Origin of the sequence: Microbispora sp. ATCC PTA-5024 (assembly GCF_000511135.2) — a bacterium.
Taxonomy (GTDB): Bacteria; Actinomycetota; Actinomycetes; order Streptosporangiales; family Streptosporangiaceae; genus Microbispora; species Microbispora corallina.
In genome coordinates this window covers 95,490-121,544 of record NZ_KI866523.1, presented here as the reverse complement: position 1 = coordinate 121,544, position 26,055 = coordinate 95,490, and the positions used below count along the sequence as shown (strand labels likewise).

General features: G+C 71.0%; 25 protein-coding genes and 2 pseudogenes. 13 read left to right on the top strand and 14 right to left on the bottom strand.

Annotated features, from left to right (window positions below; genetic code table 11):
• Window positions 1-51: 51 nt before the first annotated feature.
• From efeB to MPTA5024_RS12985, 3 genes are all read right to left on the bottom strand, one after another.
• Window positions 52-1,260, bottom strand: coding sequence for an iron uptake transporter deferrochelatase/peroxidase subunit (gene efeB / locus MPTA5024_RS12995; protein ID WP_036324187.1), 1,209 nt, complete (start codon window positions 1,258-1,260; stop codon window positions 52-54).
• A complete protein-coding gene (locus MPTA5024_RS12990; RefSeq protein ID WP_198167138.1) occupies window positions 1,257-2,438 on the bottom strand; it encodes an EfeM/EfeO family lipoprotein in 1,182 nt (393 codons plus the stop codon). The genes efeB and MPTA5024_RS12990 overlap by 4 nt, the downstream gene beginning before the upstream one ends.
• 169 nt (window positions 2,439-2,607) lie before the next feature.
• Window positions 2,608-3,204, bottom strand: a complete 597-nt coding sequence (locus MPTA5024_RS12985) for a TetR/AcrR family transcriptional regulator (RefSeq protein WP_036325969.1) — start codon at window positions 3,202-3,204, stop codon at window positions 2,608-2,610.
• 102 nt (window positions 3,205-3,306) lie between these two features.
• On the opposite strand from MPTA5024_RS12985, the gene MPTA5024_RS12980 reads away from it, so the two are divergent.
• From MPTA5024_RS12980 to MPTA5024_RS42085, 3 genes are all read left to right on the top strand, one after another.
• The gene (locus MPTA5024_RS12980) at window positions 3,307-4,653 is read left to right on the top strand and encodes a carboxypeptidase regulatory-like domain-containing protein (protein ID WP_051458121.1); all 1,347 of its coding nucleotides are present in this window, start codon (window positions 3,307-3,309) and stop codon (window positions 4,651-4,653) included.
• Between the two features lie 273 nt (window positions 4,654-4,926).
• The gene (locus tag MPTA5024_RS12975; RefSeq protein WP_036324185.1) at window positions 4,927-5,841 is read left to right on the top strand and encodes a dioxygenase family protein; all 915 of its coding nucleotides are present in this window, start codon (window positions 4,927-4,929) and stop codon (window positions 5,839-5,841) included.
• A gap of 609 nt (window positions 5,842-6,450) precedes the next feature.
• On the top strand, window positions 6,451-6,846 hold the full coding sequence (locus tag MPTA5024_RS42085) for a GNAT family N-acetyltransferase (protein WP_232326450.1): 396 nt from the start codon (window positions 6,451-6,453) through the stop codon (window positions 6,844-6,846).
• 39 nt (window positions 6,847-6,885) lie between these two features.
• On the opposite strand, the gene MPTA5024_RS12965 is transcribed toward MPTA5024_RS42085, so the two are convergent.
• On the bottom strand, window positions 6,886-7,941 hold the full coding sequence (locus tag MPTA5024_RS12965; RefSeq protein WP_051458120.1) for a methyltransferase: 1,056 nt from the start codon (window positions 7,939-7,941) through the stop codon (window positions 6,886-6,888).
• A 377-nt stretch (window positions 7,942-8,318) separates the two neighbouring features.
• Between MPTA5024_RS12965 and MPTA5024_RS12960 the strand changes: the two genes are divergently transcribed.
• Window positions 8,319-9,320, top strand: a complete 1,002-nt coding sequence (locus tag MPTA5024_RS12960) for a GlxA family transcriptional regulator (protein ID WP_051458406.1) — start codon at window positions 8,319-8,321, stop codon at window positions 9,318-9,320.
• A gap of 23 nt (window positions 9,321-9,343) precedes the next feature.
• Here MPTA5024_RS12960 and MPTA5024_RS39570 read toward each other — a convergent pair.
• A pseudogene (locus MPTA5024_RS39570) lies at window positions 9,344-9,712 on the bottom strand (transposase); the annotation flags it as partial.
• Window positions 9,713-9,906: 194 nt separating this feature from the next.
• On the opposite strand from MPTA5024_RS39570, the gene MPTA5024_RS12955 reads away from it, so the two are divergent.
• From MPTA5024_RS12955 to MPTA5024_RS12940, 4 genes are read left to right on the top strand one after another with little or no spacing between them, the layout of a single operon-like run.
• The gene (locus MPTA5024_RS12955; protein WP_036324182.1) at window positions 9,907-10,308 is read left to right on the top strand and encodes a GntR family transcriptional regulator; all 402 of its coding nucleotides are present in this window, start codon (window positions 9,907-9,909) and stop codon (window positions 10,306-10,308) included.
• Between the two features lie 4 nt (window positions 10,309-10,312).
• Window positions 10,313-11,218 carry an ABC transporter ATP-binding protein gene (locus MPTA5024_RS12950; RefSeq protein ID WP_051458119.1) on the top strand — a complete coding sequence of 302 codons (906 nt, stop codon included), beginning with the start codon at window positions 10,313-10,315 and terminating at the stop codon, window positions 11,216-11,218.
• Window positions 11,215-11,832, top strand: coding sequence for an ABC-2 transporter permease (locus tag MPTA5024_RS12945; RefSeq protein WP_036324181.1), 618 nt, complete (start codon window positions 11,215-11,217; stop codon window positions 11,830-11,832). The genes MPTA5024_RS12950 and MPTA5024_RS12945 overlap by 4 nt, the downstream gene beginning before the upstream one ends.
• Entirely contained in the window at window positions 11,804-13,378 is a 1,575-nt protein-coding gene (locus MPTA5024_RS12940; protein ID WP_055725767.1) for a glycosyltransferase family 39 protein, read from the top strand. The genes MPTA5024_RS12945 and MPTA5024_RS12940 overlap by 29 nt, the downstream gene beginning before the upstream one ends.
• A 145-nt stretch (window positions 13,379-13,523) precedes the next feature.
• Here MPTA5024_RS12940 and MPTA5024_RS39565 read toward each other — a convergent pair.
• Together MPTA5024_RS39565 and MPTA5024_RS12935 are read right to left on the bottom strand one after the other, a co-directional pair.
• Window positions 13,524-13,756 (bottom strand): annotated as a pseudogene (locus MPTA5024_RS39565) (helix-turn-helix domain-containing protein); the annotation flags it as partial.
• 201 nt (window positions 13,757-13,957) lie between these two features.
• The gene (locus tag MPTA5024_RS12935) at window positions 13,958-15,454 is read right to left on the bottom strand and encodes a hypothetical protein (protein WP_036324179.1); all 1,497 of its coding nucleotides are present in this window, start codon (window positions 15,452-15,454) and stop codon (window positions 13,958-13,960) included.
• A gap of 121 nt (window positions 15,455-15,575) precedes the next feature.
• Here MPTA5024_RS12935 and MPTA5024_RS12930 point away from each other — a divergent pair, with 121 nt between their 5' ends.
• Both MPTA5024_RS12930 and MPTA5024_RS42080 read left to right on the top strand, forming a co-directional pair.
• The gene (locus tag MPTA5024_RS12930; protein ID WP_036324178.1) at window positions 15,576-16,196 is read left to right on the top strand and encodes a hypothetical protein; all 621 of its coding nucleotides are present in this window, start codon (window positions 15,576-15,578) and stop codon (window positions 16,194-16,196) included.
• A gap of 404 nt (window positions 16,197-16,600) precedes the next feature.
• Window positions 16,601-16,951 carry an ABC transporter permease gene (locus MPTA5024_RS42080; RefSeq protein ID WP_036324176.1) on the top strand — a complete coding sequence of 117 codons (351 nt, stop codon included), beginning with the start codon at window positions 16,601-16,603 and terminating at the stop codon, window positions 16,949-16,951.
• Here MPTA5024_RS42080 and MPTA5024_RS12920 read toward each other — a convergent pair.
• Genes MPTA5024_RS12920 through MPTA5024_RS12905 form a run of 4 tightly spaced genes read right to left on the bottom strand, consistent with a single transcriptional unit; the run spans window position 16,894 to window position 20,499 of the window.
• Window positions 16,894-18,087: an ABC transporter permease gene (locus tag MPTA5024_RS12920; RefSeq protein WP_036324174.1), complete on the bottom strand. Its 1,194-nt coding sequence runs from the start codon at window positions 18,085-18,087 to the stop codon at window positions 16,894-16,896. The genes MPTA5024_RS42080 and MPTA5024_RS12920 overlap by 58 nt on opposite strands.
• Complete coding sequence (locus tag MPTA5024_RS12915; RefSeq protein ID WP_084369672.1) at window positions 18,084-18,926, bottom strand: ABC transporter ATP-binding protein; 843 nt, start codon at window positions 18,924-18,926, stop codon at window positions 18,084-18,086. Before MPTA5024_RS12915 ends, MPTA5024_RS12920 begins: the two co-directional genes overlap by 4 nt.
• Window positions 18,923-19,981: a peptidoglycan-binding protein gene (locus tag MPTA5024_RS12910; RefSeq protein ID WP_036324172.1), complete on the bottom strand. Its 1,059-nt coding sequence runs from the start codon at window positions 19,979-19,981 to the stop codon at window positions 18,923-18,925. Before MPTA5024_RS12910 ends, MPTA5024_RS12915 begins: the two co-directional genes overlap by 4 nt.
• Window positions 19,978-20,499 (bottom strand): hypothetical protein, encoded by a 522-nt coding sequence (locus MPTA5024_RS12905; RefSeq protein ID WP_036324171.1) that lies wholly within the window; start codon window positions 20,497-20,499, stop codon window positions 19,978-19,980. The genes MPTA5024_RS12910 and MPTA5024_RS12905 overlap by 4 nt, the downstream gene beginning before the upstream one ends.
• Window positions 20,500-20,650: 151 nt before the next feature.
• Here MPTA5024_RS12905 and MPTA5024_RS12900 point away from each other — a divergent pair, with 151 nt between their 5' ends.
• Window positions 20,651-21,295 carry a response regulator transcription factor gene (locus MPTA5024_RS12900; protein ID WP_036324170.1) on the top strand — a complete coding sequence of 215 codons (645 nt, stop codon included), beginning with the start codon at window positions 20,651-20,653 and terminating at the stop codon, window positions 21,293-21,295.
• Window positions 21,292-22,527 (top strand): sensor histidine kinase, encoded by a 1,236-nt coding sequence (locus MPTA5024_RS12895; protein ID WP_051458117.1) that lies wholly within the window; start codon window positions 21,292-21,294, stop codon window positions 22,525-22,527. The genes MPTA5024_RS12900 and MPTA5024_RS12895 overlap by 4 nt, the downstream gene beginning before the upstream one ends.
• A gap of 81 nt (window positions 22,528-22,608) precedes the next feature.
• Here MPTA5024_RS12895 and MPTA5024_RS43450 read toward each other — a convergent pair whose 3' ends face one another.
• Window positions 22,609-23,331 (bottom strand): gamma-glutamylcyclotransferase family protein, encoded by a 723-nt coding sequence (locus tag MPTA5024_RS43450; RefSeq protein WP_063794685.1) that lies wholly within the window; start codon window positions 23,329-23,331, stop codon window positions 22,609-22,611.
• Window positions 23,332-23,473: 142 nt separating this feature from the next.
• On the opposite strand from MPTA5024_RS43450, the gene MPTA5024_RS12885 reads away from it, so the two are divergent.
• A complete protein-coding gene (locus MPTA5024_RS12885; protein ID WP_036324169.1) occupies window positions 23,474-24,379 on the top strand; it encodes an alpha/beta fold hydrolase in 906 nt (301 codons plus the stop codon).
• A 51-nt stretch (window positions 24,380-24,430) separates the two neighbouring features.
• Here MPTA5024_RS12885 and mdcH read toward each other — a convergent pair whose 3' ends face one another.
• Window positions 24,431-25,378, bottom strand: coding sequence for a malonate decarboxylase subunit epsilon (gene mdcH / locus MPTA5024_RS12880; protein WP_036325944.1), 948 nt, complete (start codon window positions 25,376-25,378; stop codon window positions 24,431-24,433).
• A complete protein-coding gene (locus tag MPTA5024_RS12875; RefSeq protein WP_084369671.1) occupies window positions 25,375-26,055 on the bottom strand; it encodes a malonate decarboxylase holo-ACP synthase in 681 nt (226 codons plus the stop codon). Before MPTA5024_RS12875 ends, mdcH begins: the two co-directional genes overlap by 4 nt.

Genomic DNA, 26,055 nt, shown 5'->3' with positions numbered 1-26,055 from the left:
GCGCATACGGTCGCATGGCGGGTGCCGCGACGACAAACATCTACTTAGCGCTCAGATAACTAGATTTTGGACGTAGAACGTCGACGCGTCCGGCACGCCGGGGACCGCCAAGAAGTAGCCGCCGCCGAACGGCGAGATGTAGTCGACCAGCGGCTCGTCCACCAGGCGCATCTGGACCGCCTCGAACTGGCGGTGCAGATCCTGCTGGTAGCTGGTGAAGAGCAGCCCGACGTCGAGGTTGCCCACGTCGTCCACGCCCCGGTCGTAGTTGAAGCTGCGGCGTAGGATGCGGCTGTCGTCCGTCTCGGGATTGCGCGGGTTCGCCAGCCGGATGTGGCTGGTGACCGGGATCACTTTGCCCGCCGGGTCGAGCTCGTACCGGGGCACGTCCTGCTCGCGGGCGCCGTCCAGCGGCGCGCCGGTGTCCCTGGTCCGGCCGAACATCCGCTCCTGCTCGCTCAGCCCGACCCGGTCCCAGAACTCCACGAGCATGCGGATCAGCCGGAAGACGACGTAGCTGCCGCCCGTGGCCCAGGCCGTCTCCGGCTTGTCGTCCCGCACCCACACCAGCCTGTCCATCTCGGCGGGGTCCTTGGTGTCGGGGTTGGAGATGCCGTCCTTGAAGCCCATGAGGTTGCGCGGGGTGCCGCTCGGCCGCGGTGGGTTGGCGAACCCGTTCATCCGCCAGCGGATCTGCATCGCCCCCCGAGTGTGCCGGGCGATGTCGCGCAGCGCGTGCAGGACGATGTCGTCGTCGTCCGCCTCCAGTTGCAGGCTGAGGTCGCCGTGGCACCAGGCGGGATCCAGGTCGTCGTTGGGGAAGACCGGCATCTGGACCAGGCCGGCCGGCTTGCGGGAGGCCAGGCCGTACCGGTCGTCGAAGAGGGAGGCGCCGAGGCCGAGGGTGACGGTCAGCGCCCCGGCGGGTACGTCCGGCCCGAGGATGCCCGAGTCGGCGGGCGGCGCGGTGATGCCCGGTTGCGGCGGGACGCCGCCGGTGGTCAGGGCGCGCGCCCGGTCGGTGAGCGTGCGGAACAGGTCCGTCAGCGCGTCCTTGCCGTCGGCGATGACGTCGTAGGCCACGACGACCGTCCTGCGCCGGGGGGAGTTGAGGATGCCGGCCTGGTGCGGGCCGTGGAAGGCGGGTACCGGCGGTGCGCCCGCGTCGGCGCCGGCCGGCTGCGCGGCACGGGCGACGGTGGCGGCGATGCCGCTTGCCAGCGCTCCGGCCATGAACGCCCTGCGGTTGTGGCCGGTCATCGTGTCCGCCTCGGGACGAGGATTTCGGCGACCGGGGCGAGCTCTTCCAGCAACTCACCGGCCGTGCCGTTGATGGTTTTACGGGCTCGGGGGTCCAGCCGGTCGACCGGTGTCCAGGCGTCGCCGTGCTTCTGCGCTGCGAGGAGTGCGTGCAACCGCTTCAGGTGGGCATCGACCTGCTTCAGCCCGGGGTAGCGGCTCTCGAGCAGCGGCCGCAGCACGCCGATGGTCGCCCGGGTGCCCTGAACGTTGGCCGCGGCGGTGGCCAACGTGGTTCCGCTGCCCTGGTCGGACCGTCCGGACAGCTCGAACTGGAGGGTGTTCTCCAGGATCTCGTGCGCGCGCAGCGGGAGATCGGCCGGGTCGAGCCGCTCGCCGGTGAAGTCGCCGCTCAGCGCCTTGACGTCCTGGTGCAGCTTGTCGGCGACCGGGCGCAGCGTCGTGGCGGACTCGTCGTGCCACAGGCCGTACTCGATCCGGTGCAGGCCGGTGAAGTTCGTGTCGTGGACGCCCCCAGGCAGGCCCGCAGGGCGCCCGTTGATCGCGCCGTCGAAGTCGCCGAAGGTGCCGTAGGCGGAGCCGAGACTCTCGTAGGCCAGGTGGGCGGGCAGCCACGCCGTCCTCGCGGCGGCCAGATCGCCCCGGTCCACCGCCTTGGTCAGCGCCTCGGTCCTGGCCAGCAAGGTCTTCAGCCCGCCGTTCACGTACGTGGTGTACGCCTGCGCCGGGGCGAACAGGTCGTTGGAGGAAATCGGGACCGTCGCCGGTCCACCGGGGGCGTTCCCCACCACCCTGACGGACGGCCCGACGACCAGGTCCCGCTCGTCCACGTCGCACCGGATGGCGTACGTCCCCTGGGCCAGGCTGACCCGCAGGGGCCGGGTCACCCCCGGGGCCAGCCCTTCCAGCTCGGCGTGTACGGCGCCGCCGGGTACGTCGATGAGGTCGACCCCCGAGGCGACGTCCCCGGTGTTGGTGACCATGATGGTCTGGAGACCGGCCTGTGGACTCGTCCAGCCCTCGCCGCAGTGGCTCGCGGAGATCTGGACCGTGGGCGGCGTGGGCGGCGAGGGACGGTCGTCGGCACCGGTCGCCGAGCACCCGGTCGCGAGAAGGAGCGACGCCGCAAGCACCGCGCCCGGCCGCCTGATGTCCACGATCGTCTCCTGATGAATCACCACAAAAAGGGCGAGCACAGGCTAGTGGCTATATACGGCACATCAGGGTCTATTACGTGACGCGTAGCGGCAAATTCATGCGGCCATCATCCGGTGTTCTTCCTGGCGGCGAGAGGGTGACGAATCAGCGGAAAAGCGCCGGCCGCCGCCCTTGACGGTCAGGGGGAGGTCAGAGGGCGGTGAGGCCGGTGGCGAGGTGGTCGAACGCCTGGTCGATCAGCGTTCGCAGGCCCTCGATCCCCGTTTCCGGGTTCCAGGTGATGAAGGCCGAGCGGAAGATCGACCCGGTCGCCGACGCGAGCAGCCGCGGATAGAGGCTGCCCGGCGGGCATCCGATGCGGTCGGTGAGGACGTCGGCGAGCCTGTCCTCGAGGCGGAAGACCGCGTGCAGGGTCTTGGTCCTCAGTTCGGGAGACGCGCTGAACAGCTCCTTGCGCGCATGCCAGCCGGTCTGTGTGGCGAAGCTGGGCATGGTGTCGTCCATCGCCCGGCGCAGGGCCGTGAGCGGCGGTTCATGCGATGGCCGCGCGGCGAGTCTGGAGGCGAGTTCGTCGGTGAGGCGCTGGTCCCAGGCGAAGAGTGCCTCCTCCTTGCTCTCGAAGTAGTTGAAGAAGGTCCGGCGGGAGACCCGGGCGGCTTCGCAGATGTCGTTCACGGTTACCGTCGAGGGGTCCTGCTCCAGGAAGAGCCGGATCGCGGCAGCACGCAGGGCCTCACGAGTCTCGGCCTTCTTGCGTTCACGAAGTCCTGGAACCGCGCCCTGCATGTCGACCACGTCCTCTCACCACCTGCGGGGGTCAGCGTACTCACCCAGAAGTTTGCACGGGTGCATCGTTGCACGAGTGCAGGAATCGCTAGCCTGGGCGGCATGGCATCTGCGCACGCGAAGAAGAAACGCCCTGGTGAGATCATGCGGACACTCGCGATGGGCGTCTGGCTCCCCGCGATCTTCCTGACCGGACTGCTCTTCTCCTTCCTGTTGGCCTTCCACAACCCGACGCCGCACCACATCGAAGTGGCGGTAGCCGCCCCGCCGACCACGACGGCGCAGCTGCAGTCCCAGCTCGACACGGCCGTCCCGGGCGGCTTCACCCTTCAGCCGGTCGCTTCTGCGGCCGAGGCGCGGGCGGAGGTCCTGAACCACGACGTGGTGGCGGCGTTCGTGCCGGCGCCGCACCATCCCCAGCTGTACGGCGCCAAGGCCGACGGCGCCGCCATGGAATCGCTCGTCCGCCAGGTCTTCACCTCCGCGGTCCAGAAGGCGGGCGCCGGCCTCGCCTTTCACGAGCTGGTCTCGACGAGGCCGGGAGACAGCCTGGGCATCAGCCCGCTGTACCTTCTGATGGCCTGCACTCTCCCCGCGTACTTCCTGGTGGTCGCCATGCAGCGCGCGGTGGGCTTCAGCCGTCGGGCGCACGTGGCCACGATGGTGGGGGGCGGCGCCGTCGCCGCCCTCGCCTGTTACCTCGTGGGCGCCTACGGGATGGACGCGATCCCGCGGCATCCGCTCGCGCTGCTGTACCTGTTCCTGCTGACGCAGGCCGTGTCGCTGACCTCGTACGGGTTCGTCCCCTTTCTCGGCCCGTTCTTCCCCGGGGCGGCCGTCACGCTGTTTCTCCTGCTCGGCGTGCCCTCCAGTGGCTGCACCGTCCCCGTCGACCTGCTCAACGGCTTCTTCCGCTTCCTCCACCCCGTCCTGCCCATGGGCAACGCCGCCGACGCCCTGCGTCTTGTCGGCTACTTCGACTACCGGCAACTGGGCCGGCCCACCGCGGTGCTCTGCGCCTGGATCGCGACAGGCGCGGCTCTCATCGTGCTCGGATACCTCAAGCAGCTACGGCAGCTCGTGCGCGACGCACAGGCAGGCATGACGGGAGCCGTCCCCGCACCTCCCCCGGAGGATCCCACCGTGGAGCTCCCCGAGCCGGTCGCCCTCCCCCCGCACCGGCACCATTTCGGCGAGCAACTGCCGATACTGACCGGGAGAGTCAGCGGTCTCGCCGGAGAACCACTGTCGGCCACGATCACGGTCACCGACCCGCGCGGGCGCCAACTGGTCCGTACCCGTACCGACCAGAACGGCGAGTACGCGGCCACCGGCTTCCACCACGGTTTCGCCATCGTCGTCGCCGGCGCCCCCGGCCGGCAGCCGGCCGCCTCACGTCTACTGCTCAGCCCCGCCGCACCCGTGAACCAGGACTTCATCCTCACGTGATCGCTTCGCCTGAGAAGCGGGTTTGGAGCGGCTGCCAGACATGTCGAGACATGTCCCTGGATAAGATCGCGGGTAGGCCCCGCTTGTCGCTCGCCGTGACGGTCAAGGCACGCCGACGACCGCTCCGATCGCGCGCGCTCCCGGCATCCCCCAGGCGGCGGAACCGGCCCTGCCCGCGGGTGCCGCCGTCCGACCCCTGACCGTGTCCGACCTGGAAGGCGTCATCCGTGCCGCCTGGGCCGGCGAGCAGATCGTGTAAGGAAGCCCGCCACCATGACCAGCCAGATCTCGCCCGAGCAGAGCGCCCGGGAGGAAGAGCTCCTCACCCGCGTGCTGCGGTCGTTCGACCACACCCCCGACGAGCGCCTGAGGTACCTGCTGCAGGAGCTGGTGACGCACCTCCACACCTTCGTGCGCACGGTGCGGCTCACCCAGTCCGAATGGAACGCCGCGATCGAGTTCCTCACCCGGGTCGGCCACATGACCAACCAGCATCGACAGGAGTTCGTGCTGCTCAGCGACGTGCTCGGCGTCTCCATGCAGACCGTCGCGGTGAACAGCGAGGCCGCGGGGAACGCCACCGAGGCGACCGTGCTCGGCCCCTTCTTCGCCCAGGACGCCCCCCAGGTCGAAAACGGCGATGACGTGTCCGGCGGCGCTCCCGGCGAGCCCGCCTGGGTCGAGGGCACCGTCAAGGGTGTCGGCGGTGTGCCCATCCCCGGCGCCCGCATCGAGGTGTGGGAGGCCGACGAGGACGGCCATTACGACGTGCAGCACCACGACGGCCGCGTCTACGGCCGTGCTCGCCTCTTCGCCGACGAGAACGGCGAGTTCCGCTTCTGGGGCCTGTTTCCCACCCCGTACCCGATCCCGGACGACGGGCCGGTCGGCGACCTCCTCCAGGCCACCGGACGCAGCCCGTATCGGGCGGCTCACCTGCACTTCATGGTCAGCGCTCCCGGCTACCGCACCCTCGTCACCCACATCTTCGTCCGAGGCGACGAACTGCTCGACAAGGACTCCGTCTTCGGCGTGAAGGACTCCCTGGTTCACGACTGGTCGCACCACTCCGCCGCCGAGCCGACCCCGGACGGGCGGGATCCGCAGGGCAGGCAGTGGGCCCGGGTCCGCTTCGACGTCGTCCTGGCTCCCGGCCAGTCGGTCGACTACGGCGCGCTCATGGCGTAGCGCGATCCCTCGGCGAGGGCCACGTGCGGCGGCTGGTCCTGGACGGCATCACCACCTGATGTCTCCGACGCTCAGCCACCCACCCGGACCGGAAGGCGCCGCCGGTTGCCTGGAGACGAGCGACGAAAACATCGCCCCGCTGATGATTGGGAGACCTGATCCATGGCCTGGTCCATCACGGACAGTCCTGACGTTTTTCGTGCCGAGGCGGGAGCCTTCGTCGCGTCGCGTCCTGACCTGCACACCATGATGCTGTCGGGACTCGACACGATTGAGCGCCTTCGCTCCGGCGGCGCGACGCCGCCTGCTGTTCTGGGATGGTGGCGAGACCGGGGCGAGAGCCGTACGACGGCCGCCTTCGTCTGGACGCCGCCGCAACTGCTCGCGGCGAGCCGTCTTTCCGGCGCCGCATGCACAGGCCTGGCCCGGTTGCTCTCCGCCGGAGACCGGTCCTTCAGCGGGTTGATGGCTGACGACGCGACGATCGGAGTCTTCTCGGAGGCATGGAAGGCGGCCACGGGGTCCGCCCCTGAGAGCAGAGTGCACCTGCGCCTGTACCGTCTGGACCAGGTCGTCCCTCCGCGTGTCGTCCCTCCGGGGGAACCTCGCGTGGCGACCGCCGGGGATCGCGACCTTCTGCACAACTGGTGCACGAGCTTCGTCGCGGAGGCCGGTTCTCTCGGGGCAGACCTCGACACGTTCATCGACGAGCGCATAGCCCGACAGGGGTGGCGACTGTGGGACGACGGGGGCGAAGCGGTCGCCATGGCCGCCACGACCCCCGCCGTGGCCGGCATGGCGCGCATCACCCCCGTCTACACCCCGCCCCGGCACCGCGGGCGGGGATACGGCGCCGCCGTCACCATGGCCGTCTCCAGAGCCGCCCAGGAGGCCGGCGCGGCACACGTCCTCCTCTTCACCGACCTCGCGAACGCGACCAGCAATCGGCTGTATCAGCGCATCGGCTACCGGCCGGTCGCGGACTACCGGATCCTGCAGCCCTGACCGGTCGAACGCGGGGGACCAGCCGAGTACGGGACGGCGTCAGGCGGCCTCGAGTTCCATGATCCACAGGGGTGAGCGAGTGGGCCGGGCAGAGACCCGGCGCCATCCGCCGGCCGCGAACAGGGCGTCGTACTCGTGCAGGTGTCGTTCCCGGCCTCCGTCGGTGACGGACAGCATGTTCATGTCCACCACGGCACCGAAGTCGGGCGTACCGACCTCGCCGAGCACGATTTCGAAGACGAGGGCACGGGCTCCGGGCCGGGCGGCGGCCCGGCAGTTGCGGAGGAGGCGGACGCACGCCTCGTCGTCCCAGTCGTGCAGGATCCACTTCAGCAGGTACAGGTCCGCTGTGGGCACCTCGTCGAAGAAGTCGCCCTCCCTCACACTGAAGCGGTCCGAAAAGCCGAGGTCCTCGGCGGCACGGGCGGCCGCGACGGTCACATGCGGCAGATCCAGGACGACGCCGTGCAGTGCGGGGTTGGCCCGCATCAGCCCCAGCACGAGCCGGCCGTTGGCACCGCCCACGTCGACGGCCGTCGAGACACCTGAGAGGTCGAGCATGCCCACGGCCTCGGCGGCCACGACCTCCGACATGCTCGACCCGCTGGAGGCGAAGGCGTCGCCCTCCTCCGGATGCTGGGAGAAGTAGGTGAACTGGTCCATGCCCAGGGCCTTGTACACCTGTGTCCTGCCCTCCCGTACGGCGTCGGGAAGGTGCGCCCAGCTCACCCAGGTCGAGTAGCCCGCCAGGTGCAGGGTGGTGTCGCGCAGCGAGCCCGGGACGCCTTCGCGCAGCAGTTCTCCCATCGGGGTGGTGACGAACCTGCCGTGCCCTTCGTACGCGAGCAGGCCGATCGAGGCGCACGCCCGCATCAGCCGGTAGGTCGTGGCCGGATGGGTGGACGCCCGTTCGGCGACCTCGCCGGCCGTACGTGCCCCGGCGGCGACATGGTCGGGTATCGAGAGGGCCGCCGCCGTCCGGACGATCTGCGCCACCTGGTGACCGGTGATCATCTGCAGCAGCGTGCCGAAGACGTGCTCCTGATCGAGGGCCGCGTCCTCGCGCCCTGACGCCGCCTCTGGTGTTTCCTTCATCGTGCTCCGTACGTCATCTCAACGCTGCGGGATGGGCGACGGCCGCTCGGGTCGCGTCGGCGACCGCCGCTGTCTCTGGGGCCTCCAGCCCGCGATGCGGCATGACCGCCGGCCCTTCCGGGAGGTATGGACTTTATTGTCCGAGTTCCATACTCCCGACGGATCGGCCCGCGGCGCCGCCTGTGTACGGCCACGAATCACACATATCCGGACATGGCGGCATCCCCGCCCTGCTCCGCGACGCGTGCCGGCTGAGCGGCCTCGCCCCCCGAGGGCCTCCGTGATCTCCGGTGACCGTGTGCTACCAATGAACGGTGTCCATGCCTCCTGCGTCGCCGGTCCGAGGGCGGTCGGTGCCGGCGGGGTCCACACCGCGCATATCCGGCTCCGGAGGGGCCGGAGCGGCGGACGCCGGCCCTCATCGTGTCGGGATCCTCGTCTACGACGGAGTGACGTTGCTGGACGTCGCCGGTCCCGCGGAGGTGTTCAAGGAGGCGAACCGGTTCGGTGCCGACTACCGGATCATGCTGCTGTCGCCCACCGGGGCGGACGTCACGACGAGCCTCGGGGTCCGGATCGCGGTCGACGGCGCCGTCTCCTCGGAGCCGGCTTTCGGCACGTTACTGGTGGCCGGGTCCGATCTCTACCCCCGCAGCCGCGTTCCCCGCGACCTGGCGGACGCCGCGCGGACACCGGCGGCCGTGGCCGGCCGGGTCGCGTCGATCTGCACCGGGGCGTTCGTCCTCGCCGCCGCCGGCCTCCTCGCCGGCAAGCGCGCGACCACGCACTGGAAGGTCGCGCACGAGCTCGCCGCCCGGTGTCCGACGTGCCACGTCGAGCCCGACGCGATCTACGTCCGCGACGGCGCCACGTACACGTCGGCGGGGGTGACGGCCGGCATCGATCTGGCGCTCGCCCTCGTCGAGGAGGACCACGGGCCCGACCTGGCGCGCGATGTCGCCCGCGCCCTGGTGGTGTACATGCAGCGTGCGGGTGGCCAGTCCCAGTTCTCGGCGCCGCTGCAGGGACCGCCGCCCCGCTCGCCGGCTCTCCGCACGGTCACCGACCTGGTGACGGCGAACCCCGGCGGGGACCACTCGCTGGGTGAGCTCGCGAAACACCTGAATGTGAGCACCCGGCACCTCACCCGGCTCTTCCACGACGAGCTGTCCACGACACCGGCCCGCTACGTGGAGAACATCCGGTTCGACCTGGCCAGGGCACTGCTCGACCAGGGACACACCGCGACGCAGGCCGCGACCCTCGCCGGGTTCCCCAGTTACGAGAGCATGCGGCGGGTCTTCGCCAGGAAGCTGTCGATCAGCCCCGCCGCCTACCAACGCCGGTTCGGCACGGCCCGCCGCGCCAACGCGGGTTAGGGGCTGTACGGGAGTTCGGATCTTCACGCGGGCCGGAGGCTTCGGATCCACAAGATGGCACCTCGTAGATGGAGGCCAGGGAGGTAGCTGTCCGGGGTCTTTCGAAGCGGAAGGCCAGACCACGCCACTCCTTGATCCGGTTGATGCAGCGCTCGGCCGTGTTGCGCTCCTTGTACAGATCCGGATCGTGGCTGACCGGGCGGCCACCGCGCGACCCGCGCTTCTTACGGTTGGCCGCCTGGTCCGCCTTTTCAGGGATCACCGCCCGGATGCGGCGTCTGCGCAGGTAGAGGCGGTTAAGCGCGGGCTGAGTACGCTTTATCCGCGGCCACCGCGTCCGGTCGGGTACGCGGGCGGCCGATCCGAACACGGACCTTGATACCGGCCAGGACGGCGCGGCCGGCGTTGGGCCCTGTCCCCGTCGTCGTCGCGAAGGGTCTTCCAGAGCGAACCCTGGAAGGGTCCCTGACCTGCATATCCGTTGGAAATTCGCCGAACTACTGGAACTCCTGCCCGCGTCCTTGTGCAACTACCGTAATCACTGTATATAGTCGCTATGTACAGATGCGGGCGAACGGAGGCTGTCGTGCGGGTGGTGTTGTCCAATAGCAGTGGCGTGCCCCTTTATCAACAGATCAAGGAACAAGTCGGTACGGCCATCCTGTCGGGGGAGCTCGTACAGGGCAGCGCTCTGCCGTCTGTACGGGTCCTTGCTCGTGATCTGCGGATCAGCGTTATAACCACGACCCGCGCCTACGCGGAGTTGGCTGCGGAGGGGTTCATCGTCACGGTCCCCGGCAAGGGCGCCTATGTTCTGCCGCTGGACTCGGCCCTGGTACGCGAGCAGCTGCTGCGCCGGGTGGAGGACGGTCTGCAGGCCGCCTTAGACGCCGCCTTGTTGGCTCGCCTGGATCGTGACGGTCTTATTCAGATCCTGGACGGCTTGCTCCAGGGCGGGTATGAGTACGCCTCAGCTCAGGAGGGATGAATCAGTGAACGGCGATCTCGCGTTCGCCCTGCGTGGAGTGGGCTGCGCGGTGGGCAACGGCTTCGCGTTGCGTGATGTGAGCTTCGAGCTGCCGACCGGCTACGTTATGGGCCTGATCGGTGCCAATGGTGCCGGCAAGACGACGACGATTCGTTGCCTACTGGGCATGCGCGGGATCGAGACGGGAGAGATCGAGCTGTTGGGCCATCGGGTGCCCGGACCGGCGGCGCTGCGCCAGGACGTCGGGGTGGTGCTCGATCACACCTATCTCGTGGGCGATTGGCGGCTGGCTGAGGTCGAACGGACGCTGCGGCCCTTCTATGACCGTTGGGACAGCGTCCGATATCGACAGTTGCTCGCGGAGTTCGGCCTGGACCCGCGGGCGAAGGTCAAAGAAATCTCCCGCGGCATGGCGATGAAGCTGATGATCGCGGTGGCGCTGTCGCACCGGGCGCGGCTCCTTGTCTTCGACGAGCCGACCAGCGGCCTTGACCTCGTGGCTCGGGACGAGCTCGTCGGTATCATCGGGGACTTCCTTCTTGACGAGGGGCACAGTGTCCTGTTCTCCACGCACGTCACCACGGACCTGGACCGCATCGGCGACTTCGTGACGCTCATCCATGGTGGTCGGGTCGTCCGGACGGGCCGCAAGGACGAGATCCTGGACGGCTACCGGGTGGTGCGGGCCGGGCCGGACGAGCTGATCGACCTTGTCGGCGTAGAGCTGATCGGCGTCAAGCGGTCGTCGACCACGGCGCAGGCGCTGGTCCGCACCGAGGAGGCCGACCTTCTCGGCGGGGGCGTCCTGGTCGAGGTTCCCACCCTCGAGGAGATCGCTGTCCACATCGGAGTGTCGTCGAGGAACTCAGCGGCGACCGTGCCCAACGGCCGACGGGAGGAGTTCGCATGACCGCCGTCGCCCGGATGACGCTGCTCCACCTGCGTACCATTGCGCCGTATCGGATCCCGGGCCTGCTGGTGTTCGGAGCGATCGTCCTGATCGACTCCCGCAACCCGGTGGTTCTCGTACCGACGCTCGCGCTGGTGCTCGCGCCGATTCTCACCGCGCAGCCGTTCGTCGTCGGTGACAAGGCGGACCTGCAGACCCTGTACGCCGTGCTGCCCCTGCCGCGCCGAACGGTGCTGCTCGGGCACTACGCCTGGGCCCTGATAAGCTTTTTCGTCGTCGCCATCGCCGGTACCGCTCTGGCTGCTCTCCTCGCGCAGGCCCAAGGCATACCGTTCGGCAGAAGTGTGGCAACGCTGTTGACCCTGTGCTGGGCGCTGTTCGCAGTCAACATCTCGATTCAACTCCCGTTGCTGATCAGATTCGGCTACACCCGAATCAACCTCCTAGTCACCACCATGCCGGTGGCGCTGCTCCTGGCCGGCGTTGTCCGACTCCACCTGGACATCGAGTCGATCCGGGACTGGCTGGCCCTGTTCTGGATGGCCGGCGCCGCCGCGATCGCAGCGTCCGCCACCCTGGCGTCGCATGCTTCCCGGCAACGGCAGGGCGCCTGACATGGCGCCGCCGCCGGACGCCGAAGTCTTGTCGCTTCCGCATCCGCCCGCCGGCCGGCACGTCACGCTGGTTGCCTCCCGATGGTGGACGGTGCCGTGGCCCGTGTGGCTGACTGCCGGGCTGATGCTCGCCGGACTGCTCAGCCTGTCGGGGGCGTACGGCTTCCACGGCGACGAGCTCTACTTCGTCGTGGCCGGGCGACATCCGGCGTTCGGGTACGTGGATCAGCCCCCGTTAACCCCGTTGCTGTCGGCGGCGTGGGTCGCGCTCCTTGGCGTCTCGCCGACGGCCATGCGGATCCTGCCGGCGCTGGAGATGGCTTTCGTTGTGGTCATCGTGGGGTTCATCGCCCGTGACCTGGGTGGCTCCCGCCGGGCGCAGGTGCTGGCCGCGCTGACGGCCGGCGTCTCGGGCTACCTCGCGGCCGGGCATCTGAACACCACCACAGAGCTGGACCTGTTGGTCTGGGCGGCGGTGCTGTGGTTGCTCGTGCGGGTGCTCGCCGGCGGCGACCGGCGGCTATGGGTGGCAGCGGGGGTGGGTGCGGGCATCGGGCTGGAGAACAAGGACACACTGCTGTTTCTCGCCGCGGGCCTCGCCGCCGGGGTGCTGCTGTGCCGGCGCTGGGAAGTCGTGCGCTCGCGGTGGGCGTGGGCCGCGCCCGCCATCGCGGCCATCGGGTGGGCACCGAATCTGGCCTGGCAGGCTGTACACGGCTGGCCGCAGCTGACCATGGCCTCGCAGATCGCCGGGTACTCCGCGACGAACCGGGCCCAGGTCCTGCCATTCCTGTGGCTGTTCACCGGTCCCTTGCTGTTCCCCGTGAGCATCGCCGGCCTGGTCTGGGTGCTGGGGTCGCGGGCGGCCGCGCTGTGGCGACCACTCGGGGTCGCGGCCCTCGTGGCGCTGGCCCTGGACCTCGTCAGCGGCGGCAAGACGTACTACGTGATCGGCAGCGCCTCTCTGTTCATGGCGGCCGGCGGGATCGTCCTGGACGGGTGGATCGCCCGGGGCCATCGACTGCTCAAGACCGCGGGATTCGCCGCGGCGGCCATCACCTCCGGCGGGTTGATCGCGTTGCTGACCCTGCCGGTCCTGCCGGTCGCCGACTACGCCAGGACCGCCTTGCCCGCCACCGTGCCCGACGTGGCCAATCAGATCGGCTGGCCGCAGTTCGTCGCCACCGTGGCGCAGGTCGTGTCCGCCCTGCCCCCGGAGCAGCGCGACCACGCGGTGATCCTGACCAATGACTACAGCGAGGCCAGCGCCCTCGTTCTCCTCGGCGAAGGACTGCCGCCGGTCTACTCGGGTCACAATTCCTACTGGAGCTGGGGACCTCCACCCGCCGCCCGCACCACTGTCGTCCACGTCGGGGATTGGCGACCGACCAATTGGGCCCAGTACTTCGCCGGCTGCCGGGATGTCGCCCATATCGACAACCAGCTTGGCATCGACAACGGCGAACAGGGCAGACCGGTCACGGTATGCACCAGCACCCGTGCCCCGTGGACGACGATCTGGCCCACCCTACGCACCATCAGCTGACACACCACGCCCGCACTTGGGGTGCCACCGGAATACGGCAGGAACGGGCCGCGCACTGCAGTCGAGCGGTGAGATGACCTGGGCTTGATCCGGTTTGACGGACATCTGAGATCAGGGGTTCGTCCCCCGAAGGATGTCCAAGATGGAGAGCATGCTCGACCGTGGCGGGGGTGCGGTGCGGCGTGGTGTGGGCGGCTGGCTTGGTCGGTCGTGAAGTCCTGCCTCGCCCAGCTCGCGCCAGCGGCGGACCCATTTGTAGGCGGTGGGCCGGGAGATGCCCATCTCCGCCGCCACATGCGCGACGGCTCGCCCGGCCAGGACGCGGTCGACCAAAAGACGCCTGCCGTGAACGGTCAGCCGGGCATTACGGTGGGACACGAAGACCTCCGTGCGTGGTGTGGAGCCTCGACACCTCCACCACACCGGAGGTCTTCCTCTTGATCAAGCGGAACTGTCAACAACGCTCGTGGTCAATACACCTAGGTGGTGTCTGACACATCGTGGTGGTGAGCGGGGTCCCCGCCGGTGGCCCCTCCTCCCGGATTACGGCCGGTGGCGAAACCCCGCTCACCCCTCACGTCACGTCGTGCTCAGGAACCCGGGGAAGCCGTAGTAGGCCTCCCAGACGTCGGTGAACGTGTCGATGCACGGGTCGAAGGCGCCACCCCAGTTGTCGGAGCCGCCGCCGCCCTTGCCGCTCTGGATGCCCTTGGCGACGACGTTGCCGGCTGAGGTCACGGTGTACACCGGGCCGCCGGAGTCGCCCTTGATGATGCACTGCCCCTGCTTGATGCCGCGGATCATGTTCTTGGTGATCCGGCCGTCGCTCCACTTGAAGTTGATCCGGAGCGCGTTGACCCGCCAGCCGCACAGTTCCCCGGCCATCGCGCCGCCCGTGCAGTACTGGTCGCCGTAGTCGGCGCGGCGCGACCACATGGCGCTGACCGGCCGGCTCGTCTTGCTGGTCTTGCCGCCCACGTAGATGCGCGGCGCGCCGTAGTAGCTGCCGGTGATCTTGATGAGGGACAGGTCGCCGTGGTAGGTGCTCTGCCCGTTGATGTAGACGGTGCCCGAGCCGTTGGCGAAGGTGTCCTCGACGACGCTGCCGAGGTACTCGGCCGACGTCCACACCGAGCCGCCGAGGGTGGTGCAGTGGCCGGCGGTCAGCATGTACCTCGTGCTGCCCGAGTACCAGGAGAAGCCGTCGGTGCAGCCGCCGACCGACGTGTCGATGTGCGCGCCGCCGTAGAAGCCGCCGACGTGGCCGTCGTCCCACCGTCCCGAGGACGGCTGGACCTCACCGGGGTCGGACACGAGCCGGATGGCCATGGCGTCGGCGCCGTACCGGGCGGCGAGGGCGGTCCGCAGCTCGTCGGAGGCGAGGGTCGACTCCAGGATGACCCGGTCGCGCTCCGGCTGGATCGTGGACGTGAGCAGCTTGTCGCCGCCGGGAAGCACATCGGTGCCGAGGGTCAGCACCTCGTCCTTGAACGCGTTGAGCTGCGTGATGCTGTGGGCCACGACCCGGACCTTGGGGTAGACGATCCACGGGTTCGTCACCCCGGGGGAGGCGGACTGGGCCGACTGGGTCGTGGTCTTCGCGGTGCCGCCGGCGGTGGCCTCAGCGAGGGCCGCCGCCTGCTTCTGCTGGGCGCTCGCGGTCTGCGTCGCCGCGGCGGTCGGCTCGGTGACCGGGACGGCGTCCTTGTCGACCGGGTCGGGCACGTTCGTGGGGTCGCCGCTTCCGTCGTCCGGCGGGGTGAGCTGGGGCGGGAGGCTGAGCGGCTGGCTCGCCTCGGAGACCACGTCCTGGCTGGTCACCGGGATGTAGACGGCGCCCGACTGCACATACGGCTGGGCGTACTGGTCGGGCTTCGCCAGGGCCCGCGCCTCGGCCTCCTTGAGCGCGTAGCTCAGCTTGTAGTCGGGGGCGGTCACGTTGGCGTACGGATCGTCGGTGAAGACCTCGACCATCGGGGCCGGGTCGGCGGAGGCGGTGACCGAGGGGAGCGCGGTCAGGGTCAGGGCGGCGACGCCGCCCGAAAGTACGGCACGCCGAATTAAGGCGTTGCGCATGGGGGGTTCTCCAGCTCTCGACGAAAGCATGATCGAAACGGCTAAAGTGAATCACGTTCTCGTTAAGGGGTGGAAGTCTAATTTTTCAACTTCTGGAGTAAGTGGGCCGAAAGGGTCGCCGGTGAAAGTCGGTCTGCGGTATGCGGCGGCAGGGGTCGTCCTCGGCGCGCTGAGCGGCGCGGTCGCCTACCACGGCGGCGACTGGCCCGACGTGGCTTTGGTCGCCTCGTCGTTCTTCTTCAGGTTCGTGTACTTCCTGGTGGTGGTCGCGGTCGGGCGGCTTTCACCGACGGTCGCGCGGGCGGCGGTCCACGGGGTCATCGTCATGGCCGCGGCGCTCGCCGGCGACGCCGCGGTCTCCGCGCTCCGCGGCACTCCCGACGCGCTGGTGCCCGACCTCTCCACCCCGCTGAACGCGTGGGTGCTGGTCGCGCCCGTGGCCGGGGCCGTGCTCGCCTGTCTCACCCGGCGCCGTGACGTGGCCGGGGATCTGGCCGGCGCCCTGCTGCTCCAGGCGCAGCTCGTCCCCGCGGTGACGGCGCTCGTGACCGGTCCGGACGGCGAGTGCTGCACCGGCGTGGAGTGGGGGCACCCCTGGCAGGACTGGACGGGTCTCGCCCTGTCGCTCGCGCTCGCACTGGTCCTGCGGCCCGCCTGGCCGGCCCGGCTGCGGACCGTCCTCGCCGCGGCCGCGCTGACGGCGGCCCTCGTCTGGGCGGCCCGGCTCACCGGCTGGCTCTGAATCAGGGCGGCCCGGATTCGGCTGTCCGAGGGCCACGCCGAGAGCCCTGCGCGAGAGCCGGATCGGCTTCGTGTTCCAGCAGTTCCACCTGGCCGCGGGCGTGCCAGCGCTGGAGGGTCGGGGCGCCAAGGTGTACCGCTCGGACAGGATCCCCAAGGTGGAGACCAACGCGCTGACTGTGCTGGCCGCCCGCACGAGCCTGCCGCAGACCGTCGGCGCGACCCCGAGCGACGGCGCCTGGCTCAACGGCGTCACGGGCCGCTACCCGGCGGCGGTGCTCGGCGCCGCCGCGGCGGAGCGGCTCGGCATCGGCCGGGCCAGCCCGGAGGTGGAGATCCTGGTCGGCGGCGAACGGTTCACCGTCATCGGCGTGCTCGACCCGGTGGCGCACGCGCCGGAGCGGCGTGGGCGGAGTGCTGCTGGGCATCGCCGTCACCTCCGGGTACGCCGCCTACCAGAGCTGGCCGGCGGTCGTGCCGGCCTGGGCGACGGCGGGCGCCCTCGCCGCCACCGTGCTCATCGGCGGGGTCGCCGGGCTCTACCCCGCGATCCGCGCGGCCCGGCTGTCCCCGACCGAAGCGCTGGCCCCCCTGACCCGCGACACCCACCTCCGGCCGCGGCCCGCCTCCCACCACCCCCGGCGACCGTCCCTGTCAGTGCCCTCACGCCGGCCGCCGGCCGGCTCTCCCGTCGATTCTCATGTGGTGGACAGGGCGACGGTCGGGGAGAGCCGGGCGGCGCGCATGGCGGGGTAGATCCCCGCGATGACGCCGATGACGAGGGTGGCGCCGACCGCGCCCCCGATCGCCCAGGGCGGCACGACCGTGGGCAGGCCGCGGGACAGGGCGTAGCCGGCCGTGGCGAGCGAGCCCAGGACGGCCCCCACGACGCCTCCCAGCGCGGACAGGAGTAGGGACTCGGCCAGGAACTGGATGCGGACCTGGCCCCGGGTCGCGCCGAGGGAGCGGCGCAGGCCGATCTCCCGGCGCCGTTCGAGCACCGAGATGACCATGGTGTTCGCCACGCCGACGCCGCCCACCAGCAGCGCGACCGCCCCGAGGCCGAGCAGCAGGTTCGTGAACGCGCCCGCGGCCGCGGCCCTGGCGGCGAGCGCGTCCGAGGGCCTGCTCACCTCCACCTCCTGCGGGTTCTCCGGGTTCACCGTGCGCGGCAGGACGTCCCGTACGGTCTCCACCGACTCTTCGCTCGAACGCTCGTAGATCTTCGAAGGATGTCCGTCGAAGCCGAGGAGCCTTTCGGCCACCGGGAACCCGACGAGGGCCGAGCGCTCGATCTCCGGGGCGAGCGGCATGGGCCCGAGGATGCCGACGACGGTGAACCAGCGCTCGCCCATCCAGACCTGCACGCCGATCCTGGTGATGCCCAGCCGCTTGGCGGCCTCCGAGCCGAGGACGACGGCCGGCTGCCGTTCCGTGGCGGCGTTCAGCCACGCGCCCTTCGTCACGCGGCCCTCCAGCGTCGTCAGGAGCTCGGTGGTCGCGGCCTGGACGCTGATGCCGCCGGTGACGGCCGCCGGGATACGGTCCGTACGACGGATCGTGGTGTCGATGGAGCCGGTGGCGGAGGCCGTGTAGACCGGGCCGACGCGTCTGACCATGGGCACGGCGGTGGTGGGGAGCTCGGCCTGCTCCCCGAACAGGGTGTGACCCGGGGACACGGTGAGCAGGTTGGTGCCGAGCCGGTCGAGCTGGCGCAGCAACTCCTCCCGTGAGGACGACGAGATGCCGATCACGGCGATCATGGTGGCGATGCCGATGGCGATGCCGAGCGCGGACAGGATCACCCTGGTGGGGCGGGCACGCAGCCCGGCCGCGCCCACGCGCAGCACGTCGGACGGCGCGAGCCGGGACGGGCTCAGTCTGCGGGTCATGTCCTGCTCCCGGTGATGTCCGCCGCCGCACGCGCCGCCCGCCCCGGGACGTCCGCCGCGCTTCCGGTCCGCCCCGGGACGTCCGCTGAACCGTCCGCCTGGTCCGCGGCGTCCGCCGTGCTCCCGGCTCGCCCCGGGACGCCGGCCGGGGGGTCGGCCCCGTTTCCCGCGTCGTCGACGATCCGGCCGTCGCGGACCCGGACCCGGCGCGGGCACCATTCGGCGATCTCCGCGTCGTGCGTGATGACCGCGATGGTCGTGCCCGCGGCGTGCAGGTCGCGCAACACGCTCAGCACCTCGGCGCCCGCGGCCGAGTCGAGGTTTCCCGTCGGCTCGTCGGCCAGCAGCAGCGGCGGGTCCCCCGCCACGGCGCGGGCCACCGCGACCCGCTGCTGCTCGCCGCCCGACAGCTGGTGCGGCATGTGCGCCAGCCGGTGGCCGAGGCCGACCCGTTCCAGGGCGGCGGCGGCCCGCTCGCGCCGCTCCCGGCGGGGAGTGCCGGTGTAGAGCAGGCCCTCGGCCACGTTGTCCAGCGCGCTGACGCCCGGCGCGAGGTGGAACTGCTGGAAGACGAACCCCAGGCTGCGGCCGCGCAGCGCGGACAGCTCCCGGTCCGACAGCCCCGCCACGTCGAACCCGTCGATGCGCACGGTTCCGCTGGTCGGGCGGTCCAGCGTTCCGATCATGTGGAGCATGGTGGACTTGCCGGATCCCGACGGGCCGACGATGGCCAGCAGCTCGCCCCCGGCCACCGTCAGGTCCACTCCGCGCAGCGCCTGCACGTCACCGGAGTAGACCTTGGTCACGCCCCGCAACTCCACGACGTACGGCACACTCATGACGCCGGCACCCCGACCTTCATGCCCTCCGACAGCCCCGCGCCGGTGATCTCCACCATGCCGCCGCCGAACGCGCCGGTCTCGACCGCCACGATCCGCGTGGAGCCGCCCTCGACGACCTCGACGCCGAAGCCGCCCTCGCGCAGCGCGAGCAGCGCCTCCACCGGTACGGCGAGGACGTTCCTGTGCCGCTCGCTCTCCATCTCCACCTGGACCGGGGCCTGGTCGAGCCCGGTCTTCGGCGTCTTGCCGAGCGTGATGTCGACGTCGACGGTCGAGGTGTCGTCGTTGGGATCCTGGCTCGCCTGGGCGACCGAGCCGACCGAGGTGATCCTCCCCTTGACGCGCTCGCCGCCGGGCAGTTCGACCGTCACCTTCGCGCCCCTGCGGGCCAGGTCCAGGTCGGCGGTGTCGAGGTCCACGTGCACCAGCCGCCGGATGCCGGTGACGGTGAGCACCTGCGCGCCCGGCGCGGCACGGTCGCCGACCTCGACCTTGGCCTCGGTGACGCGGGCCACCCCGGGCAGGAAGACCACCTGCGAGGCGTCCACCCGCCCGGTCTCGGGCAGTCCCCGATCGTCCTGCCATTCCTTGACGGCCAGGTACGTGGCGTAGCTGAAGTGATCGTCGACGGTCATGTAGTCGCCGTATCCGAGAGCCTTCAGATTGCGTTCGAGCTGCTCCACGTCCGGGCCGTCCGAGACGCCCTCATGCAGTTCCCGGTAGAGGGGAAGCTTGCCGTACATGAGCACGACGGGTCTGCGGTCGACCCTGAGCAGCGCCCGCCCCCGGCGGATCACCGCTCCCTCGGCCGGCGCCCAGGTCACGGTGCCGGCGGCGCCGGTGCTCACGCGGCGTTCGCCCGAGTAGGTGAGCGCGCCGTCGACGGTCTTGGTGCCGACCAGGTCCCGCCGTTCGACCGTCGCCGTGGGCGGGACGGACGCCGCGGCCGGAGCCGGCGTGCCGCCGGTGCGGTCGCCGACCACGACGAGCGCCGTCCACGCCGCGGCGACCGCGAGAACGCCGCCGGCGGCGAACACGAGTCCCTTCCTCATGGCGCGCCCTTGCCGGGCGCGAACTCCTGGCACGCCTCCTGCGCGGCCTTGACCTTCGACTCCGGGGTTCCCGCCTTGATCTTGACCTGGATCATGCCGTCGGAAGTCGGGTCCGGCACGTCGATGCCGTGCTCGCGCATGCACTGGGCGAACTTGAGGGCCTGGTCCAGCCGCCGCGGGTCCGGCTTACCGCCCGCCTCGCCGATGGAGGCCTGGAGGAAGTGCTGGCAGGCCTGCTGGGCCTCCTGGACGTTCTGCCCGTCCCCCTTGTGCGCCTCGATCTTGATCTCTCCGTTGGGGCCCGGGTCCTGCATGTTGACGCCGTGCTCACGCATGCACTGCGCGAACTTCAGCTGCGCCTCCCTGCGGTCGGTCGGCGCCGAGCCGGACGCCGAGGCGGCCGGTTTCGCCGTGCCGCCATCCGCGCTGGCCACGTCGTTCTGCGCGGCGGCGCCGCACGCGCTGACCGCCAGTGTCAGCGCCAGGGGTGTGGCCGCCAGCAACCGTCGTACGTTCATGACATGCCGCTCCTTCGCGCCGCGGGTCGCTCGCCTGGGGCGCGAGGCTCACTCCAGCGAGCCGGGTGCTAAACGCGGATAAGCGGGATCGCCTTACTCGTGGCTAACACCCGTTCCGCCACCCTCGACGCAGGGGCGGAAGGGGGAGCGGATGCGCGTGCTCGTGGTGGAGGACGAAGAGGAACTGGCCGACATGATCGCGCACGGCCTGCGGCTCCACGCGATGGCCGTCGACGTGGTCTACGACGGGCAGGAGGCGCTGGAGATGGCCTCCTACGTCCGCTACGACGTCGTCGTCCTGGACCGGGACCTGCCCGAGGTGCACGGGGACGACGTCTGCGGCGAGCTGCGCAACGGCAGCCGCGTCCTCATGCTGACGGCGGCCGGGCGGGTCCACGACCGTGTCGAGGGGCTGTCGCTCGGGGCCGACGACTACCTGACCAAGCCGTTCGCCTTCGCCGAGCTGGTGGCCCGGATCCGCGCCCTGTCCCGGCGCTCCCCGAGGGAGACGCGGTCCACACTGGAGCGGGCCGGGATCACGCTCGATCCCGCCCGCCGTACGGTCGCCCGCGACGGGCGGGAGATCACTCTCAACCGCAAGGAGTTCGACGTGCTGCACGAGCTGCTGCGCGCAGGAGGGCGCCTGATCACCACGGCCGACCTGCGCAGGAGTGTGTGGGACGAGTACGCCGACACCGGCAGCGGGGTGCTGCGGGTCACCCTGACGTCGCTGCGCAAGAAGCTCGGCACGCCCCCGCTGATCGAGAACGTGCCCGGCCGGGGGTATCGGCTGTGAGCGGCGGGGCGCGGGTCAGGGCGGCCCGCCACTGGTGGGAGACGCGCCGGCTGCGGACCCGGCTCACGCTGCTGTATGGCGGGCTGTTCTTCGCGGCCGGGTCGATCCTGCTGTGGCTCACCTATCTGCTGACCGCCCGCGTGCTGACTCAGCAGTTCAACGTGAAGGTCATCAGCCAGAGCCGGGGACTGCCGCTCGATGTGCCGACGAAACAGCAGGTGAACCAGGTCTTCCTGAGCGACATCGAGAACCGGACGAGCAGCGTGCTCAGCGAGATGGTCCGTTCGTCCCTCGTTGTCATGATCATGATCGGGATCATCGCGTTGCTGCTGGCCTACCTGGTCGCCGACCGGGCGCTGCGGCCTCTCGAACGGGTCACCGAGACGGCGCAGCGGCTGTCGGAGAGCACGCTGCACGAGCGGATCGGGCTGCGCGGCCCGCACGACGAGGTCAAGAGGCTGGCCGACACCTTCGACGCGATGCTCGACCGGCTGCACCGGGCGTTCGACGCCCAGCGCCGGTTCATCGCCAACGCCTCACACGAGCTGCGCACACCTCTCGCGATCAACCGTACGGTCCTGGAGGTGTCGCTCGAGGAGCCCGAGGCGTCCGCCGACCTCAAGACGATGGCCCGCGCGCTGCTGGGCACCAACGCGCGCTACGAACGGCTGATCGAGGGTCTGCTCCTGCTCGCCCAGTCGTCGCAGGAGCTGACGACGCGCAAGCGGCTCCGGCTCGATCACGTCGTGCGCGCGGCTCTCGACCAGCTCGGCCAGGCCGATCCGAGGTCTCGCAGGCGGACGACGGCCGTCCACGAGGACCTGCGTCCGCTGACGGTGGAGGGCGACCCGCTCTTCCTCGAGCGCGCCGTCTTCAACCTGGTGGAGAACGCCGTCAAGTACAACGTGCGCGACGGGAAGGTGTGGGTCTCCTGCGGCGCGGACGGCCTGACGGTGGAGAACACCGGGCCTCCGATTCCGCCGTACGAGGTGGAGGATCTCTTCGAGCCCTTCAGCCGGCAGCAGGGCGACCGGGTCCGCTCGGCGCGCGGCGCGGGGCTCGGGCTGTCGATCGTCCGCGCCATCGTCGACGCCCACGGCGGGACGGTCATCGCGGTCGCGCGTCCGGAGGGGGGCCTGCGCGTCACGATCAGGTTGCCCGCGCCCCCGGCTCCGCTGGAGCCCGACCGGAGGACGCCGCTTCCGGCCGGCTCGACGGCGTCCGCGCACTGACGGACCCGGGCCACGTCCTGCGCGAAGCGCCCGCACCTGTGTGGTGCGATGGGTGGGTGGACCTGTGGGAGCCGCGTCAGGTCAGCGCCGCCGGAGCCGCCGGAAGAACGAGCGCGTCTCGCGAGGCGGCTCGGGGCGGTCGTCCTGCGCCACCGGATGGCGGCTGCGCCACTCGCGGGCCACGTCCTCCACGTCGATGAGCCGCTGGAGCACCGGCGGGCCCATCAGGGGCCTGCCCCGGCTCTCGTGGATCTTCTCGTTCATGGCCTCGACGATCCGGCGGGCCTCCGCCTCGGTCCTGGCCTCCAGGGCCGCCGCGCGGGAGTCCTCGGCCTCCTTCCGCAGGGCGAGCGTCCCGGGCAGGGGGAACGCCAGGCCCGCGCCGAAGGCCGAGCTCGCCGACGCCGCGAAGCCGGGCAGGCTCCCGCTGTTGCTGCCGGCGCGAATCCCCGGCCTGCTGAGATCGGCCGCGTACACCCAGCCCTGCAGACCCGACGCCAGCGGGACCAGGACGCGCCGGTAGTCGTCGACCTCGTACTCGTCGGCCGCGGCGAGCTCGTCCTCGCTCAGGCGGAGCGCGGTCCCCTCCACGACATCGTCCGCACGTCCCGTGGCCCGCAGGATCGGGTGATGGGTGGCCCCGCTGACCGCGACGACATGCGGATCGGTGATCTCGACCATGGACAGCCGGTAGCCGGGCAGCGCGTCCGGAGTGCCGATCACCTCGCGGCCGAACACCGACAGCTGTACGTCGCGCTGCCGCAGCGTGCCGTACGAGAAGAGAACGACAGGGTAATCGGCCATACGGCCATCATCTCGAACCCCGCTCGAGCAGGAACGCGGTCTCACGCACCCTGACGCGGTGGTGGATTTCTCATGCGGTCGCATTGCCACCCGTACGTCCGGCTTTTACGATGCAAGTGCATTGCAAAAGCGGAGGAGGATCATGCCCATCCGGACGACGCGCCACAACGCGGTGGAGATCGCCCACGAGACGTTCGGGTCGCCGGACGGCGAGCCCCTGCTGCTGATCATGGGGACGGCCATGCAGATGGTGATGTGGCCCGACGAGCTGTGCTCCATGCTGGCCGGCCACGGGTTCGCCGTGGCCAGGTTCGACAACCGCGACGCCGGCCTGTCGACGCACTTCTCCGAGGCGGGGCGGCCGGGTCTGGTCAAGGACTGGTTCCGGGCCGGCAGGACGGCGGCGTACCGGCTGGAGGACATGTCCGACGACGCCCTCGCCGTGATGGACGCGCTCGGCTGGAGCAGCGCGCACCTCTTCGGGGCGTCTTTGGGCGGCGCCATCGCCCAGCTCACGGCGATCCGGCACCCCGAAAGGGTGCGCAGCCTCACCGTCTCCTCCAGCTACGCCGGGTGGAAGCGCGGCAGGGTGAACATGCGGACCGTGCTCAGGCTGATGCTGAGCCAGACTCTCAAGAGGTACCCCTCCGGACGGGAGGGAGCGGTCCAGCGTGTCGTCGACGCGATGCGCATCCTCGGATCGCCCGGCTACCCGCTCGACGAGGCGTGGTGGCGTCACGCCGCCGGGGTGTCGTACGAGCGCGACTCCAGCCCGGCGGGTGGGGAGATGCGCCAGTCCGCCGCGGCCGGGGCGACCGGCGACCTGCTGCCGCGGCTGGCCGCGGTCGACGTGCCCACCCTGGTCGTCCACGGCGAGGACGATCCGATGATCCGGCCGCGCTCGGCGAAGGAGATCGCCGACGCCGTTCCCGGCGCCCGTCTCGTCCTCTACCCGGGCATGGGCCACGACCTCCCGCGCGCACTCTGGCCCGCCGTCGTCGACGAGCTCCGCGCCGTGGCCGGCCGTACGCAGCCGGCGTCCGACTGACTCGGCCACCACCCGCACAGGCGGGGCCGCCCACCGGCGTGCGGCGTTCGGTCACGTCCGGTGCGCGAGGCCGTCGCGCTGCCGGGCGCGGCGGACCAGCAGCGCCGCGTCCGCGACGCCGGTGTCCTCCAGGGCGACGACGCGGGCCTGCGGGTGCGCGGCCCGGGCGATCCGGGCGAGCACGTGTCCGGGGGGCGCCTGGACGAACAGGGTCGTGCCGAGCTCGCCGAGCAGGGCGGTGATGTCGCGCCACCGCACGGTGGCGGCGACGCCGCGGGCGAGGTCGTCGAGGACGGCGTCGGCGTCGCGGAGGAGACGACCGGTCGAGTTGCCGAGGTAGGGGACGGCGAGGGGACGCCGGGGGACCGTCGCGAGGTGCTCCGCCATCGCGTCGGCCACGTGGCCGAGCAGCGGGCAGTGTGAGGGGACGCCGATGTCCAGGAGCTTGACCCGCCGGGCCCCGCAAGTCGCCGCCGCCGCGGCGAGGCGGTGCAGCGCGCGGACGCTGCCCGAGACGACGATCTGCTGGTCGGCGTCGACGACGGCGATGTACGCGGGGTCGTCGCCGGTCGTGATCGCCTCGACCAGGCGCCGGACCTGGAGCACGCCCAGCCCGAGGACGGCCGCCATGCCGTACCCGGAGGGGAAGGCGGCACGCATCAGCTCGCCGCGGCGGCGCACGGCGGGAAGGGCTTCGGCGAAGGTCAGGGCCCCGGCGGCGACGGCGGCGGGGAACGCCCCGATGGAGTGCCCGGCCACGGCGTCGGGCGCGGCGCCCTCGTACGCGAGCGCGTCGGCCGCGGCGACGCCGGCGACGCAGAGGGCGACCTGCGCGGTGACGGTCGAGGTCAACGCCTGCGCGCCGTCCTGCCGGGATGAGCCGGGCAGGATCCGTTCGGCCTCGGCCAGGGTCGCGGCGACGGCCGGGTGGTCGGGCAGGTCGTGGAGCATGCCGGGCCGCTGGGTGCCCTGGCCGGGGTAGAGGAAGGCGACTCTCATGCGCGGGCCCACGGGTCGTCCACCAGTTCGGGGCCGTGCCCGGTGTGGAGCAGGACGGGCCCGCCGGTACGGGCCCACTCCATGAGGCTGATCCCACCTCGCGGCGTCTCCACCTGGCAGTCGACCGTACGGGGAAGTCCTGCGAAGGCGGCCGCCAGCCGCGCGGCCAGGGCCGGTTCCATCCTGCGCGGCGCCCGGATCAGCAGGTCCAGATCGCTTCCTGGGTGCGTGGCCGGCTGTCCGGTGGCCAGTTCGAAGCCGACGCCGCCGATCGGGCCCCAGGCCATGTCGTCGTCCAGTTCGTCGGAAAGCCGTACGGCGACGGCCGCCAGGGTGGCGGCCAGCGGAGGGAGGCGGGGACGCCGTCCGGTCAGGTCCTCGGGCGGCACACGGCGGGTCACCGCGTGGGCGGGGACGAGGGCGGCGTGGCGCTGCCATCGCTCCCGGCCGCGCACGCCGATCGGGATCCGGCCGGGTGGCTGCGGCGCCCGCCGGACCACCGCCCAGGGGCAGGCGGCGAGCGAGGCCGCGGCCCAGCCGGGAACCAGGGGGTCGGCGACCGTGTCTCCCGCGATGCGCAGCAGGTCGTGTGGGCGCGCGGTCGTCGCCGGCGCCGGGTCGTCGCCGTGCGCGGCCATCTCCATCGCCATCGCGGACGCGTCGCGGTGCGGACTCAT

Excerpts from the sequence above, each read along its gene's own strand:
- efeB (WP_036324187.1), bottom strand. The coding sequence starts at position 1,260 with ATGACCGGCCACAACCGCAGGGCGTTCATGGCCGGAGCGCTGGCAAGC.
- MPTA5024_RS12985 (WP_036325969.1), bottom strand. The coding sequence starts at position 3,204 with ATGCAGGGCGCGGTTCCAGGACTTCGTGAACGCAAGAAGGCCGAGACT.
- MPTA5024_RS12980 (WP_051458121.1), top strand. The coding sequence starts at position 3,307 with ATGGCATCTGCGCACGCGAAGAAGAAACGCCCTGGTGAGATCATGCGG.
- MPTA5024_RS12975 (WP_036324185.1), top strand. The coding sequence starts at position 4,927 with ATGACCAGCCAGATCTCGCCCGAGCAGAGCGCCCGGGAGGAAGAGCTC.
- MPTA5024_RS12965 (WP_051458120.1), bottom strand. The coding sequence starts at position 7,941 with ATGAAGGAAACACCAGAGGCGGCGTCAGGGCGCGAGGACGCGGCCCTC.
- MPTA5024_RS12945 (WP_036324181.1), top strand. The coding sequence starts at position 11,215 with ATGACCGCCGTCGCCCGGATGACGCTGCTCCACCTGCGTACCATTGCG.
- MPTA5024_RS12940 (WP_055725767.1), top strand. The coding sequence starts at position 11,804 with ATGCTTCCCGGCAACGGCAGGGCGCCTGACATGGCGCCGCCGCCGGAC.
- MPTA5024_RS12935 (WP_036324179.1), bottom strand. The coding sequence starts at position 15,454 with ATGCGCAACGCCTTAATTCGGCGTGCCGTACTTTCGGGCGGCGTCGCC.
- MPTA5024_RS12920 (WP_036324174.1), bottom strand. The coding sequence starts at position 18,087 with ATGACCCGCAGACTGAGCCCGTCCCGGCTCGCGCCGTCCGACGTGCTG.
- MPTA5024_RS12915 (WP_084369672.1), bottom strand. The coding sequence starts at position 18,926 with ATGAGTGTGCCGTACGTCGTGGAGTTGCGGGGCGTGACCAAGGTCTAC.
- MPTA5024_RS12910 (WP_036324172.1), bottom strand. The coding sequence starts at position 19,981 with ATGAGGAAGGGACTCGTGTTCGCCGCCGGCGGCGTTCTCGCGGTCGCC.
- MPTA5024_RS12905 (WP_036324171.1), bottom strand. The coding sequence starts at position 20,499 with ATGAACGTACGACGGTTGCTGGCGGCCACACCCCTGGCGCTGACACTG.
- MPTA5024_RS12900 (WP_036324170.1), top strand. The coding sequence starts at position 20,651 with ATGCGCGTGCTCGTGGTGGAGGACGAAGAGGAACTGGCCGACATGATC.
- MPTA5024_RS43450 (WP_063794685.1), bottom strand. The coding sequence starts at position 23,331 with ATGGCCGATTACCCTGTCGTTCTCTTCTCGTACGGCACGCTGCGGCAG.
- MPTA5024_RS12885 (WP_036324169.1), top strand. The coding sequence starts at position 23,474 with ATGCCCATCCGGACGACGCGCCACAACGCGGTGGAGATCGCCCACGAG.
- mdcH (WP_036325944.1), bottom strand. The coding sequence starts at position 25,378 with ATGAGAGTCGCCTTCCTCTACCCCGGCCAGGGCACCCAGCGGCCCGGC.
- MPTA5024_RS12875 (WP_084369671.1), bottom strand. The coding sequence starts at position 26,055 with ATGAGTCCGCACCGCGACGCGTCCGCGATGGCGATGGAGATGGCCGCG.